We start from the raw sequence: 14,778 nt of genomic DNA on the forward strand, positions 1-14,778 counted from the left end.
CCCAAAATTACTCTTCTTTACTAAGGGACTGCGGAACTCGCAGCCCTTGCTATGCCGCCTCAGGCAGTTCATATCCCCCATCACAATCTGGGAAAATATGGTCCTCCGAGAGGCACAGCTCCACCACTTTCTGCGACATCCCATCCACACGTTGCTGACCCATAACGGCCCCAGGCACACGCGACAGGACATCCTTCAAACCGCCCGAGGACCATGGAGTCCCTTGCATCAGTCGACGCATCCCACTGTTCATTTCCGAAGTGCAGACCGCAAGCTTCCACTCGCAAGTAGCACTTCTCCACAATGGCCGCAGCCCGAATTTCTCAAGCTGCCGGATGAGCGCTTGGCGCGTCTCGACGTCTGCATCGGACCCAACAATGCGCCCGATGACATCGCGAATACGTTGGTGCGATTTCACTGGCTTGCCGCCGACGGCGTCGAAGATGACGACCCGTCGGTTGAGCAAGATTGAAAGACACACGTCACCATCGCGCTGCACTTCCTTGGTTTCAACCGTAGTCAGCTGACACTCCTCCAAAATCGCTGCTAACCGCTCCTGGCTCAGCAACTCCTCTGAAGTTAAGGCGACGTATCCTGCAATTAGCGGACTAAACAAGTCCGCTGCACGTGCTTCGTGACCCAAGTCGACAAGCATACCTCGCACCACCTTTTGGGTGGAAACAAGGATGTCCCAACGACCTACCAACATGCGCCGAATCTTGGCACCGAATTCCTCGACTGCGTCTCGGTTGGACATGTCAAAAAACTGATTGGCTACACGTTGACTCCCTGCTGGCAGCGATTGCATCTGAATCCTGACGGTTCGCGTATCCGACGCGTCGTCAAAGACCGGCAATGCAATCCCCGCGACGAGAACACCGGCCGGCGGGTTAAATAACCTCATTTTTCCAGCAATGACGCGTGCAAGACGCGCATCCTTGGACTTGGTGAACGAGGTCCTGACCAGCGAGAGAAAATCTTCGACCGGCTTCTTCTTGGTCCCCTGCGCCTCAAATTCATCAACGAGCAGGGCCGCAGAACGGTTTTCCAGCTCGTAAATCACCTGTGCAACGGTAGGAACACCGTCGCGCCGGAAGGCCTGAGGGCCAAGCATTGCGCTCAGAAGCTCGATGAGCGTAGTCTTGCCAGACCCACGCTCGGCGGTCACCGCCAAGATAGGCCGCGTGTCGACAACGGCACCAAAAACTGCCGTTGCAAACCACCCCAGCACAGCTACGCTGCCGAAGCGAGTTTTGAAATTGAAGCCGCTAACCGCTTGTTCCAGCCGCTGGACCTCCTCCTGCGTTGCGGCAGGTGTGTTGTACGAAAGTCCAAGGCTCTGCCCCGAAATATATACCGCTTTGTTTCGAGGCGTCGTATCGACCGGTTCACCCGTGGACTTGTACACCTCGTTACCGAAGTGCACGACGAGTTCTCCCCCGTCAGAATAGAAGCCAGGGGTCCGAACGTTCGACAGGTCTACGCGTCCCCGCCCATCGCACGCTTGACGGATTTCCTCGGCAAGCGACTTTGGGTCGAAGACTTCTTTCTCAAGCTTGTTATCGTGCTCCCCGTGATTTTGGTCGCAATAATCACTACCCACGACCGCTCGTAGCGTATTTTCGTCCAAAGACCTTGGACCAAGCGTTACCAGCCGCCCCGTCTTCCTCGAAAGGACCACGTAGTGACCGTTCTCGTCGAACCCAGCAGCTTCCCAGCCACCTTGAGGATTCGAAATACACTGCATGTCTGACAGGGTTTGCGCGCGACGCTTATCGGTACTGGAAGTGGACGTTTTTTTACCAAATACTGCTTGAATGATATTGTGCATACGAGTTCCTTTTTGAGCCGTCAGCCATTACCTAGCTGACGAAGCTAGTCGATGATGTGCCGACCAAACCTGGTCGGCAATGAGTAGGACAACTCTAAGGAGGACCATCATGAACATGCTAACTCTTCGACGCGGCGCTGCGCTTACCCTGCATCACGAGGTGCAGAATACGAAAGTGGTGGCAAATTGTTAAAGAGCAGTAGCACGAAGCTAGAAATGCAATATAGCAATAATTTTGTTTCCTGTCAGCAAATTTCGATGCTAGATGAGCACAAGCCAAGGGCACCGGTAACGCGGTAACAGAAACAAAGTTCATCTGTTGTTACCGTGTTACGGTGTTACATGGTTACGGCTCTCCAACGCTGCCAGAACGTCGAATGTCGCCCCACAAAATATCCGTTTCGCTGTCATTTCAGCGAGCACTAGCAAACGAACCACATGACCAATCCGCTAATTGATTCCACCGCCGTCATCGCCGAGCTCCGAACGTTGAGTCGCGGTAGTCTTCTTATCATCGCCGAACGGGCCATAGAGCTCATACCGGCCGACCAACTCCATGTCCTCATTGGAGACTTCGTTGAGCTTGCGGCGACCGCTGGCCGTCCTTCTCAGCCTACTCAAACGCTGCTTGACCAGGCCCGCGAGTTCTTCGATGCCGCCATGGCAGGACATTATTACGGAGCCGTTGAAATCAATAACCGAGGCCGCCAGGAGCAATCTGCTGGCACAGATGCTTTCGTTGCGGAGTTCGACCGACTACTGCGAAGGTGCCTTGGCGCTTCAGCAACGGACATGAAGCCCGGCCTACGAGGTAGTTCTGCGCATGAAGTACGTGATTCTTTCGAGCTGTTTTTCGCGTTGCTTCGCCACATCGACGAGGGAAACGACGAAGTGCTAGCGTTCTCGGACGATGGCAGCTCGCTGGATGTTGGGGTCAATTGGCGCGTAGTGCTGCCTGCGTATTTCGAGTGCCTGGCCGAGACTGAAGCGTCGTCGCCAGAAGAGTTTACGCGTGCCGTAGATAAGGCCATCGCGGAGTTTGGGGGACACGACCGGTCACTCTATATTGACGCGGCACGTGCGGTCGCAAACGCAGCTCAAAGCATCGCCCTGATGAGAAGATAACTGCTCAAACAATCGCAAGAGGATGTGTTTCAAGCCGCCAGAGGACCACTGAGCCCCTGCGTCACGTTCACATACTATGTTACGGCGTGACCAGCGTACGGGGCAGGACACGTATGTGTTCTGCCCCCATAGCCGACCTCCGCCGACATGCCAAAGCCCTCCGACGAACCAATCAGATATCTTATTCCGGTTCCATAATTTTTAGCCCCGCGCGCACGCCATGGGCAATTCGCACCATTGCGGCAATGTCGCCCGAACCCATCAGCAGTTCACGCGCCATTCCCTGGGCCTTCAGTTCAGCCTTCACTGCGCTAAATCCCGATTGAAGCCTCAGGAGCTCGCCATGGTTCGTAACAACGGTGATGAAATAGGTCCAACCACGGTCGGTCCGTCGGTGATGGTTCGCCTCTCCCTCGAGAATCGCGTCCCCTGGGAATAGCTCTTCGTCCCCGCAATTGGCGTACGGAACTGGAATGTCGTTCGCCCCCTGGACGTCGACGGGAAGAGGCAGTGCTTGCCCCGCGCGAAGAATTTTTTGCCCAGTGGCGGCAACGCGAGTCCATGGGTTTGATAACAATAGAATGTGACGTCATGCGATAGCACCAGATTGAATTTGATTAGATTGGAAGGCGGTCGACGCACGTTCGCATCTGCCGCTTCCTGGTTAAGCGAACCGTGTTTATATTTGGCGGAGGGTTACTGATATTCTTCTCAGGCGAGACGCATCTTGGTCGCTACAGGCTAGGGACGGGCTGCCTCCAAACGACCCAAGCTCCAAACGCTGGTAGGGCTTGCATTCCGCCCTGCCTTGTCAGATACTCATTGACCTCGCCCGCCCGCGACTCGCCACCTGCCGCCACATTGGCAAGGGTTCGCACGGACGAGCCATGAGATGGCAGTATCTTGAAACTAAACCTGCAGCGCGACGTGGCACCATCTGAGCGATTAGAAGAATTTGACGGCCCCGTCGACTATTCCTACGCGGCGACCAACACCAACGGTTTATTTGGCCAGCCCAGAGTGCCAGAGCGGGCGCCCCGGTCGACAATGTATGGCCAGGCAGGTGCTGTCCCCGACACGACCTCCTCGTCACTAGCAAAGGCTGAACTTTCCGAGCTCCTATTCGAGCACGTAGGCCTGAACAAGCGCGAAGCTAAAGACATAGTCGACGCCTTCTTCGATGAAATCAGTTCGGCGCTCGAGCGCGGCGAATCGGTCAAACTAACTGGATTCGGGAATTTTCAGCTGCGCGACAAAGTCTCCCGCCCAGGTCGCAATCCGAAGACCGGCGCCGAGGTTCAGATACCCGCGAAGCGCGTGGTCACTTTTCAAGCCAGCCAGAAGCTCAAGAATTTGGTCGACACCTTTCCATTGAAAGGACAAGTCGACGAAAATCCCCATGGCTGATGCGACTGCCTTCCCCCAAGCCTCCCGAATTCCAGCCCCAAGAAAATGACCCATGACCGCACTGAATTTTTTGTTCCGTAAGCCGCGCCTCCCCATCATCGTTGACACTGGTGCTGGACTAATTGGCGCCAAGAGTTGGGTCACTTGCGAAAGACGCCTCACGGCCTTTGAGTTTTCGGACATGGCACCACGCCACGCTATCGACGCGACCGGCGAAGGGTTCTCGCTGTCGCCAGGGCACCTGGCATTCTCTCCGCTCAGCAGCAAGAAGCGGTGGACCAAAGCGGCTATCATCGAGCTCTATAACGGCTCGAAGGGACCCGGACGGCCAGAGTATCCGACCACGTCGCTCGGCAACAAGAGCCTGGAGAAAGTAGTCAAGGACATCGTGGAGCTATTGACCGCCCGAACGTAGGTCGGCCAAGGCGCAACAAACAAATTAAATCGTTTACACGATTAACTGCCTAACCTCGGCAAAAATGCAGCAGTACGAGACCCCGGTAGACCGGCCTCCGGCCACCACAAACAAGACAATATCAAGGGCAAGTTCCAAACAATGGCTACAGCATATAAATGGCAGTTCGCTTCGCGCTTCCGTCGCAACGCATTTGGATGGAAGTCCGCCACTCCCATAGCGCGCATCAGAGAGGCCCTTACTGAAATCAAAGCTGTCGCCAAGAAGGAGCCCATCCTGGCCGCCGAGGGTGCCGTGCTGTTCCTGGAGAAGCTGGCGCCGGCTATTGAGCAGGTTGACAGCAGCTCTGGCGGCATAGGTTCGGCCGTGAACCGCGCCATCGAGTCGCTCGTGCCTATCATTGTGAAGGCCGAAGTCAGCCGCGTCGTGCGCGAAAAATGGCTGGACCGACTATTTGACGCACTCCAAGAAGATGCCATGCCCTACCTCGAGTACTTGGAAGAGTTTTGGGGCGAGCTATGCGCAACGCCGGAGATTGCCGCTAAATGGGCCGATGATTTGTCGCCGATGGTGACGACGATGTGGGACCACTGCGCACGCACTGGAGAATATGGCTACTCCCGGAGTACGACCCCGTGCCTGAGCGCGATGTATGCAGCTGGCCGCCACCAAAAACTGCTTGAATTGATTGCAAAATCTGAATATCGGCACAAGTCCTGGCATAACAGAGTGTGGGGCGCCAAGGCGCTGGCCGCCGCTGGCAAGGGCGCAGAGGCAATTCAGTACGCTGATGACTCGAAAGGGTTGAATGCGCCGCTGACGGCCATTGCGGCGTTTTGCGAGGGCGTCTTATTGGAGTCGGGGTTTGCAGATGAAGCCTATGCAAAATATGCCGTTGCGGCGACTTACGCGACGACCAACCTAGCGACGTTCAAGGCCATTGTGAAGAAGTATCCGCACGTGCCGCGCGAGAGAATTTTGCGCGACCTGGTTGCAAGTCAGCCAGGGAGTGAGGGCAAGTGGTTTGCGGCAGCCAAAGATGCTGGCCTCTTCGAGCTGGCCATCGAGTTGGCGAATCGGAGCCCGTCAGACCCGCGGACGCTCATACGCGCGGCCCGGGACTTCGCGGTTGAGCGACCGGACTTTGCGCTGGCAGCGGGCATGACCGCGCTCCGCGGTATTGCCAATGGGTGGGGTTACGAAATTACAGGCATCGACGTGCTGGACGCGTATGCGGCCGTGTTGGCGGCGGCCGGTGCTGCGGGAGTGGAAAAAAATGCTGTCAAAGCGGATGTACGTGCGATGGTTGCGGGTGGCCGCGTAGGGAGCGAGTTTGTTGGGCAGGTGTTGGGGAGGCAACTCGATGAAAAATCCGACTATTAAGTGCAAATTGCTTTGGATACTGCGGTGAAGTCGAGCAGCCGGAAGGGTAAACCATCAAGTTGACTATGCACGACGCGGCAATTACCACCGTGCCGTAGCTACGCGTAAAAACATTTCATGCAAATCGGTTGACCAATTTTCTGATTTACTCCGCAGGTATAGGGTTCATTGCAACGCGAGCAAATCAAGGCACTTGGAACGACAGCAGGCAACTTGCTCCAATCAAGTACAGCCTTCGATTTTTTCTTCTTTGGAGCGGAAACCTGCCCTGTGCCTGCGCATTTAAAGCAAGATGGATTTGTTCCATTGCAACTGCAATTCATACCTTTCCTTTTCGAAAATTCCAAATCGACTCCGCAGGTTCGGGTTGGAGTGCAGAGTTTCAGATTGAGGCCCCTGTGATGTGCATATTCAATCCTATTTGAGAATTACTCCAAAACTTGGAACTACCACCTACTCAAAAAATTCCTCGTCAACTTTTTTCACGTGTAGCGTTTCCTCGATAACGCAACCAACGCCATGAAAAATCATCAGCCTGGTGAGCTGGTCTCCGTCCATGAGGACAATTCGCTTGCTCAATTGCTCGGCCGTTTGGCGCGCGGATGATGTGAACGTCGATGCCGTAACGAACAATCCCTTCGTGGCCTTGAAGCGGTCGAGACTGCCGAAGAAGTCGCGGATATCACCGGCGCCGACGGTGTTACCTGCCGCATAGCGCTTGGCCTGAACATAAATGCGGTCGAGGCCGAGCGGGTCTTGGTCAATAACGCCATCAACGCCTCCGTCGCCAGGTCCGCCTACGAGCGCCTTGGCGACATCCGTGACCGAGCCGCCACCATAACCCATACGAACCAGTAGACGCACTATGAGGCTCTCAAAGAAGGCCGGCGTTCCTGACCGGATACGTTGAAGCATTTCGTCTGCCAAGGCAACTTCCAATTGGCGGTGGGCACTGCGCATCACCTCGTCAGGCGTCAACGTGGTCGCGTTGTCGCTTACATGAGGGGAAGCTGCGTCGCCCTCCTCTTCTTCAGCATCCCTAAACTTCTGGAAGCCAGGGAATTGGTTCAGGAATTTGATATCAATGCGTTCAGGCGGAGCAGCCAACACCTCACGGCCCCGGTCGGTAATGCGAAAATGTGCCCGCCTGGTCAATTCGACCAAACCGGCCTTGCCCAGATAGCTCTTCGCCCAGTGAACTCGGTTAGCAAACGTCGTTTGTCTTCCTGATGGCAGGAATTGAGCACGTTCTTCAAGTGATAATTTGAATTCGGTGGCCAACTGCTCTACGACATCGGAAATCTTCACCTCGTCCTTGGCAGCACTGCGCAAGACTGGCAGCATCAGAGTCTGAAAGTCAGGTATGTCCAAAATTCACCCTTCTTAATAGCGATTTCATGTCCAAGCCTCGCCCAAAGCCTCTGCCTGCTGAAGCACCAACTCCACGGCCCGCTCCTGCTGGTCTGGCGGGTACTTATATTTCCGCAGAATCCGCTTAACCATCAAACGCAACGTAGCCCTCACGCTCTCCCTGGCAGACCAATCGACCGTGATGTTTTGACGCAGGTTCTCAGTAAGCTCATGCGCAATTTTCTTTAGGGTTTCATCCGTCAGCTCGTGCACCGCCGATTCGTTTGCCGCCAACGCATCGTAGAACTTCACTTCATCGTCGGTCAGCCCCAACTGTGTTCCTCTATTGGCGGCTTCGCGGAACTTCTTGGCCATCTCGACCAGCTCCTGCATGACCTGGGCCGTCTCAATAGAACGATTCTGGTAACGAGTGACGACGTTTGAAAGCAGTTCGGAAAACTTCTTTTCTTGTACCAGGTTGCTGGCAAAGCGACTTTTAATCTCGCCCTCAAGCAAACGCTCCAGCAGTTCAACTGCCAAGTTCTTCTCTGGCAGATTCTTAACCTGGGCCAGGAACTCGTCGGACAGCAACCCGATGTTGGGCTTCTCCAAGCCCACAGCATCAAAGATGTCTACAACGCTCTCTGACACGACGGCGGAGTTGATAATCTGTCGAATCGCCAGCTCGCGCTGCTCGTCCGTTTTCTTCTGAGCGGTGATGTCCTTCTTGGTAAGGATGACCTTCACGCCCTGCAGGAACGCTACCTCTTCACGAACCTCCTTTGCCTCGTCCAAGGTGCAACACAAGGTGAATGCTTTGCTCATGGCCAGAGCGATGTCGGCGAAGCGCTTCTTCCCGTCCTTGATGCCGAGTACATGGTTGGCGGCACCAGCTAACGCCTTATGGCCGGCGGTGAGGAAGCCACTGTAGTCAAAGCCGTGCAGCATGGACCGCAGCACATCCATCTTCTCCATCAACAGGCTGTAGGCCTCACGAGCGTCCACGGTTGGTCTCTCGCGGCCACCAGACTGCGTATACTCCTTCATGGCGGCTTTTAGCTCATTGCCAATACCGATATAGTCCACAACTAGGCCGCCTTGCTTATCTTTGAAAACCCTATTGACGCGCGCGATTGCCTGCATCAAGTTGTGCCCCTTCATGGGTTTGTCGACGTACAGCGTGTGGACACAAGGAGCATCAAAGCCCGTAAGCCACATGTCACGCACGATGACTAAGCGCAATGGGTCGGTGGCGTCCTTGAAACGCTTCTCAAGGCGCTTCTTGACTTGGCCGTTGTAGATATGAGGACGTAGCAAAGCTTTGTCGCTCGCGGAGCCAGTCATGACGACTTTGATGGCCCCCTTCTCCGGGTCGGTATCGTGCCAGTCTGGGCGTAATCTCACAATTTCATCGTAGAGGTGCACGCAAATATCACGGCTCATGCCCACGACCATAGCTTTTCCGGTCTGAGCTTTGCTGCGTTCTTCGAAGTGCGCCACTAGGTCAGCGGCTACGCTTGCTACACGCGGCCCTGCTCCGACAACTTTTTCCAGTGCAGCCCAACGGCTTTTGAGCTTGGCTTGAGCGCCTTCTTCTTCATCCTCTGCCAACTCATCGACCTCGTCGTCAATGTACGGAAGGTCTTCGTCTTTCAACTTCAGCTTTGCAAGGCGCGACTCGTAGTAGATGGCCACAGTGGCGCCATCCTCTTTGGCCTGCTGCATATCGTAGACCGAGATGTAGTCGCCGAACACTGCGCGTGTATCACGGTCTTCGCTACTGACTGGCGTGCCGGTGAAAGCCACGAAAGTAGCATTGGGAAGAGCATCCCGTAGATGCTGGGCATATCCAACCTGGTAGGTCTCACTGCCGGGCTTTCCCTTCAACTTAGCCTCGAAACCGTATTGAGTACGGTGCGCTTCGTCGGCAATCACGACAATGTTTGTACGCTCTGATAGGACGGGAAATACGTCCTCGTCTTCACCGGGCATGAACTTCTGAATAGTAGCGAACACGATGCCGCCGGACGGACGATTGGCTAGCTTGGCGCGCAGGTCTTGCCGGCTGCTGACTTGAACTGGTTGCTCACGCAATAGGTCCTGGGCCAAACTGAAGACACCATAGAGCTGACCATCAAGGTCATTACGGTCGGTGATGACAACGATGGTCGGGTTCTCCAGCTGGGGCTCTTGCATCACACGTGCCGCGAAACAGGTCATGGTGATGCTCTTACCGCTGCCCTGGGTGTGCCAGACTACCCCCCCCTTGTGAGAGCCACCCGGTCGAGAGGCAGTTACCACTTGAAGGATGGCTGCGCGCACTGCGTGGAACTGGTGGTATCCCGCAATCTTCTTGACCAATTGGCCGTCGTCTTCAAAAAGCACGAAGTAACGCAAGTAGTCCATCAGGTACTGGGGCGCCAACAAACCACGCACTAGGGTCTGTAATTCATTGAACTCACCTAATGGGTCCAACGTCACGCCGTCGATAGTGCGCCATGCCATGAACCGCTCAGCGCTCGCCGACAACGAGCCCAGTAGAGCGTTAGTTCCGTCGGAGATAACCAGCACTTCGTTGTACTGGAAGACTTCTGCGATTTGCGCCTTGTAGGTTTGAATCTGGTCGTATGCTTTCCAGATATCCGCGTTCAGGTCAGCAGGATTCTTCAACTCGATGAGTACGAGTGGCAATCCATTGACGAACAAGATGATGTCAGGGCGGCGCGTATGGTGTTCACCGTTGATAGAGAACTGACTGACTGCCCAAAATTCATTTTGAGACCAATCAGACCAATCCACCAGGCGCACGAAGTCGCCGCGGGTTTCGCCTCCACTTTGATACTGGACTGGTACGCCACCCACCAGTAATTTGTGAAAGTGCCGGTTCGCCGGCAAAAGCGATGGAATGCTAAGCTCCAGCACTTGCTGCAAAGCGTCCTCCCGTGCTGCAGTTGGAACGTTCGGATTGAGCTTGAGAATTGCCGCTTGCAAACGGAAAGTTAGCTGCACCTGGCGATAGTGGGCACGCTCGGGCTTACTACCGTCATGAGCAATGTCAGCGCCGTAGACTGGCGTGTAGCCAACTTCTTGTAGCCAGGTTAAAGCTTCTTGTTCGAGTTGGTCTTCGGTCATGAACGCATACTCCAAATCTTCAACAGAAGTGCGGAAATGGACTCATCATGCATTCCCGTCGGATACCAAATTGGATAGATGTGATAATCCACAAGATGCTGCTGCCGAGTTATCCGAAGCTGTTCCGAGTCAGGCGCCGGCAAAAATGCATAGTGTCTTGGCAGGTTGTCATGGCCCACTTTATTCACATGCTCACGTAATGCAACCAAAGTACGGTCCACGGTCAGGCCACACCCCATAAAAAGGAAACTAAATCGGTCTGACAATAATCCGAGAGTGTCCCCTAAAGTATTGTTTACGGCGTAATGTCGGTCATATTCCGACTTGGTTAAAATTCGACCATTCGCAGTATCAGCACGGCCATGTAATTTCAGTAAAATCTTTTGCCCCCTAAGCAACATTCTCCTTAGTTCGGCGGAATCGCTGCCGCGAATAATTTCAGAAAACGCAGCCCCCTCAACGCCATAACTGCGCTCAAGTACATTGTCGAAATTAGTTGTCACCACATGATTTAAGAAAATATATGGTAGCAGCTGAATTGGCCCGATTACAGGTCTTTCAATATTGTATGAGCTCTCAACCGCCTCCGAAAACGCAGGCCCTTTCATGTGCTGTGCAATCTCTTCGGCCGCCTCTTCGTATTCGCCTGCTTGCAGCATTGCATCAAAATCTACAGGAGAAATATTGGTTTGACGTAGTTGATTTTTTAGGAAGTTCGTCCACATCGGATACCCGCTACTGCACGACATGCCTGCGCCGACAAAAGGTATAACCCCTCCAATCTTGCACAACTCTACAAGCTTGCCAAATCGCTCACAATTGCCGTACTGTTCAAGAAAGTCGTCAGCCTCTTCAATCTTTCGTTCAATGAAACCAGCACTCCAGTCCGAAAAAACGCGATTGCAAACCGAGTCTCCTTGCCCTTCTTTCGTGGCCAATTTCAATATTTCAAAGGCACTAAATTTCTCGCCCCGGATATCAACTAGGCCATCGACAATTTGAACTGCATCCTCTTGATTCAGTTCGTCTTTGAAATATTTATATAGGAAGCGCATGATTATTGAAATTCCGATGACAGAGGGAAGTTGATTTGCCCCGCCATCAATCGTGGCAGCATAGTATCTCGAAGCTGGTTGAGGGTTTGCACTTGCAATTCGTTCTGTGACAATTTTTCAAACAACGCGCCAGCTCTTTCGGCGAACGCCTCGACCACCTCAGACGGCGGGACTACTACCGGGATTGGTCGGAAAGCCTTCTTACTTATCTCCATAAAAGTCGACCCGTTCGCCCTACTTCTTATTTGCTCCATGTTTTGTTTGCACCAAAACAGCATATATAGCGGGGGTAAAATTCCGCCTGGTTTTAGTGCGATGTAACCTTGATTAATTGCCATGGGAACTTGCGTCAAAGCTAGATAGCCAATAGGCGCTCGTGAGGACAAGAGCAGGGTGCCGGCCGGGAGTAGTCCCGAACTGACCTTGGCGATACCCTGGTCACTCAGTTTCCGTTCTGTATTGAGAAGTACTGGTGATGTAATGTCCGAGAGGTCCTTTGGGGTCGTCCAACAGTGAAGCGGTGGATTCCAGTAGCTAGAATTCGTCGTATCAGGTGTTCCACCCCCGACTGAATCGACGACATCTCCAACAGGTAACACCTGCCATCCTTTCGGCACTGGGCCCAACTCAGATTCTTGGAAGAAGTCTGGAAACAAGGCCGCCGTGGCACCATCCATGCCGTCAGGAACGCGGCCCTCCACCTTAGCTTGAACAGGCGCAAACTCGACAAACCATGACTTGAAAAGAGTCTGGGTGATGAGTTCTAGCGTCGCATTGGTTTCCTGAAGAAGGGCAATACGGTCATCCAGCGTGCCCACAAACTCAGCTATAGCCCTTCGCTCTGGCTCCGGCGGTAGTGGAATCGGCAGAGCTCGAAGGTCTTTCAAATTTATTGTAGTTTGAACGGTCGTATTGGCCCGACTACCCAATATGTGTTGCGAAAGGGGCGAACGAAGGCATAGTGCTATCCATTCTGCCGAGACGCTTGGAAGTGGATGAATCACGGCGACTGCTCGAGCAACATTGAATCCGGCAAACTGACTAGATACGACGGCTACTTGACCGACCGAACCTACAATTGTCAATAAAATTTCGCCACCTTTCAACCGAGTTCTACTGTACTTTGCCTCAATTTCTGGCGAGATATACATTACATCTGCAAGGTCAATACGTGTGTTTCGAAAATTATTGACGCGAATCAGAGCTTTTCCGTGTTCCAGCGCAGCGCCTGGTTGCACAACACCATAGGTCACGGAATTAGGCTGGCTACAACTTTCCAAAGACGCGTATGACCAATTCTGAGGTAATTCTGGAAGGTCAAAATTCATACCCAAGTCCTCCCAGCTTTTGGCGAATCAACTGGTCTAGCTCAGCACCCTTCGCCATCTGCTCTCCCAATTTCTCGGTGAGCTGCTGCATCTTCTTAGCGAAGTCCTCATCTTTGTCGTCAACCTCTTCCGCCCCAACGTAGCGACCTGGCGTGAGAACATGCCCGTGCTCAGCGATTTCAGCTAAATTGACGCTGCGGCAGAAACCTGCGACGTCCTGATACTCACCCGCGTCCGGTTCACCGCGCCAAGCGGCGACAACGCTCGCTATGCGCTCAATCACCTCGTCTGTGAGCTCGGACTGCACACGGCTAATCATGGTGGCAACCTTGCGCGCATCAATAAAAAGGATTTCGCCCTTACGGTGCGTCTTGCGCTTGACCAAGAACCACAGGCAAGCCGGAATCTGAGTGTTGAAGAACAGCTGGCCTGGCAGCGCCACCATCACTTCCACCACGTCGGCATCCACCATGGCAGCGCGAATGACACCTTCATTGTTCTGACTGGAGCTCATCGAGCCGTTGGCCAGTACGATGCCGGCTCGGCCGGTTGGCTTGAGGTGGTACAGCATGTGCTGGAGCCAGGCGTAGTTGGCATTACCTTGCGGAGGGTCACCATAGACCCAACGTGGGTCACCGGTCAGGCTGCCATGCCACCAATCGCTGATGTTGAATGGCGGATTGGCTAGAATGAAGTCGGCTCGCAAGTCCGGGTGCTGATTGCGGGTGAAGGTATCCCCCGGCTCACGGCCGAGATTGAAGTCAATGCCGCGAATGGCCAGATTCATCGCAGCCAGCCGCCAAGTGGTCGGATTGGCTTCTTGCCCGTAGATGGACACGTCCCCCAGTTTCCCGCCGTGCGCTTCGATGAATTTCTCAGACTGAACGAACATGCCGCCAGAGCCGCAGCAAGGGTCGTAGACCTGGCCGTGATGTGGGCTGAGGATAGCGACTAGGGTTTTGACGATGCTAACTGGCGTGTAGAACTGCCCGCCGCGTTTACCCTCCGCGCTTGCGAACATGCCAAGGAAGTACTCGTAGACCTGGCCCAGGATATCCCGGGCGACGCTGGGGTTGTCGCCAAATCCGATGGTGGAGACCAGGTCGACCAGCTCGCCCAGCTTTCCGTCTGGCAGTTGCGCGCGGGCGTAGCGCTTGTCCAATATACCTTTGAGCTTGGGATTCTCCAGCTCAATATGCGTCAACGCATCGTCGATACGTTTGCCAATATCGGCTTGTTTTGCAGCGCTACGGAGGGCTTCCCAACGGGCGCCTTCGGGCACCCAGAACACGTTGGTCGCCTTGTAGTAGTCGCGGTCCTCCAGCTCTTCGGCAACGAGTTCCGCATCGGAGTCGTGCAGAAAATAGTCGTCGGTCTGGTCGGCAAACCGCTTGGTCAGTTCAGCCCGGCGAGCGTCAAAGGTATCGGAGATGTACTTGAGAAAGATGAGGCCAAGAACAAGATGCTTGTACTCAGCCGCGTCCATGTTGGTGCGCAGCTTGTCAGCAGTCGCCCAGAGTGTTTTTTTGATGTCGTCGAGCATTGTATTGATGCGCTGTTTGTGGTCAGGAGACTGATATTATGACCAGTTTTACTGTGCCTTGGGGAAATAGCGACTCGATTATTCGCCGTGGAACCCAAGCTAAGTTCGGATGTATCTGGCCGACAAATAATCACGAATTGTCACCGGACTGCATCCGCATTTTCCGGGCCATCGAATGATGCACAAGGCCCTGTCCGGGACCGTTCGCT

Annotated in this window: 11 protein-coding genes; 4 read left to right on the forward strand and 7 right to left on the reverse strand. The window is 54.1% G+C overall.

Features of this window, described 5'->3' with window-relative positions:
• Positions 1 to 49 precede the first annotated feature (49 nt).
• Positions 50 to 1,831 carry a nucleoside triphosphate hydrolase gene (locus ACFDR9_RS02760; protein WP_409029976.1) on the reverse strand — a complete coding sequence of 594 codons (1,782 nt, stop codon included), beginning with the start codon at positions 1,829 to 1,831 and terminating at the stop codon, positions 50 to 52.
• Positions 1,832 to 2,269: 438 nt separating this feature from the next.
• On the opposite strand from ACFDR9_RS02760, the gene ACFDR9_RS02765 reads away from it, so the two are divergent.
• Positions 2,270 to 2,956 (forward strand): hypothetical protein, encoded by a 687-nt coding sequence (locus ACFDR9_RS02765; protein WP_409029977.1) that lies wholly within the window; start codon positions 2,270 to 2,272, stop codon positions 2,954 to 2,956.
• A 181-nt stretch (positions 2,957 to 3,137) separates the two neighbouring features.
• On the opposite strand, the gene ACFDR9_RS02770 is transcribed toward ACFDR9_RS02765, so the two are convergent.
• Positions 3,138 to 3,263, reverse strand: a complete 126-nt coding sequence (locus ACFDR9_RS02770) for a hypothetical protein (RefSeq protein ID WP_409029978.1) — start codon at positions 3,261 to 3,263, stop codon at positions 3,138 to 3,140.
• A 740-nt stretch (positions 3,264 to 4,003) separates the two neighbouring features.
• On the opposite strand from ACFDR9_RS02770, the gene ACFDR9_RS02775 reads away from it, so the two are divergent.
• The 3 genes from ACFDR9_RS02775 to ACFDR9_RS02785 all read left to right on the forward strand — a co-directional run bounded on the left by ACFDR9_RS02775 (position 4,004) and on the right by ACFDR9_RS02785 (position 6,161).
• Positions 4,004 to 4,363, forward strand: coding sequence for an integration host factor subunit alpha (locus ACFDR9_RS02775; protein WP_409030008.1), 360 nt, complete (start codon positions 4,004 to 4,006; stop codon positions 4,361 to 4,363).
• Positions 4,364 to 4,415: 52 nt separating this feature from the next.
• Positions 4,416 to 4,778 (forward strand): hypothetical protein, encoded by a 363-nt coding sequence (locus ACFDR9_RS02780; RefSeq protein ID WP_409029979.1) that lies wholly within the window; start codon positions 4,416 to 4,418, stop codon positions 4,776 to 4,778.
• Positions 4,779 to 4,919: 141 nt separating this feature from the next.
• Positions 4,920 to 6,161 (forward strand): hypothetical protein, encoded by a 1,242-nt coding sequence (locus ACFDR9_RS02785; RefSeq protein ID WP_409029980.1) that lies wholly within the window; start codon positions 4,920 to 4,922, stop codon positions 6,159 to 6,161.
• Positions 6,162 to 6,614: 453 nt separating this feature from the next.
• Here the strand turns inward: ACFDR9_RS02785 and ACFDR9_RS02790 are convergent, their stop codons facing one another.
• From ACFDR9_RS02790 to ACFDR9_RS02810, 5 genes are read right to left on the reverse strand one after another with little or no spacing between them, the layout of a single operon-like run.
• Positions 6,615 to 7,532, reverse strand: a complete 918-nt coding sequence (locus tag ACFDR9_RS02790; protein ID WP_409029981.1) for a restriction endonuclease — start codon at positions 7,530 to 7,532, stop codon at positions 6,615 to 6,617.
• Positions 7,533 to 7,556: 24 nt separating this feature from the next.
• Positions 7,557 to 10,643, reverse strand: a complete 3,087-nt coding sequence (locus ACFDR9_RS02795) for a type I restriction endonuclease subunit R (protein WP_409029982.1) — start codon at positions 10,641 to 10,643, stop codon at positions 7,557 to 7,559.
• Positions 10,640 to 11,698 (reverse strand): SIR2 family protein, encoded by a 1,059-nt coding sequence (locus ACFDR9_RS02800; RefSeq protein ID WP_409029983.1) that lies wholly within the window; start codon positions 11,696 to 11,698, stop codon positions 10,640 to 10,642. The genes ACFDR9_RS02795 and ACFDR9_RS02800 overlap by 4 nt, the downstream gene beginning before the upstream one ends.
• A 2-nt stretch (positions 11,699 to 11,700) precedes the next feature.
• On the reverse strand, positions 11,701 to 13,026 hold the full coding sequence (locus ACFDR9_RS02805; protein ID WP_409029984.1) for a restriction endonuclease subunit S: 1,326 nt from the start codon (positions 13,024 to 13,026) through the stop codon (positions 11,701 to 11,703).
• Positions 13,016 to 14,569, reverse strand: coding sequence for a type I restriction-modification system subunit M (locus ACFDR9_RS02810; RefSeq protein ID WP_409029985.1), 1,554 nt, complete (start codon positions 14,567 to 14,569; stop codon positions 13,016 to 13,018). Before ACFDR9_RS02810 ends, ACFDR9_RS02805 begins: the two co-directional genes overlap by 11 nt.
• Positions 14,570 to 14,778: the final 209 nt, after the last annotated feature.

This window comes from Janthinobacterium sp. CG_23.3 (assembly GCF_046115965.1).
Taxonomy (GTDB): domain Bacteria; phylum Pseudomonadota; class Gammaproteobacteria; order Burkholderiales; family Burkholderiaceae_D; genus Janthinobacterium.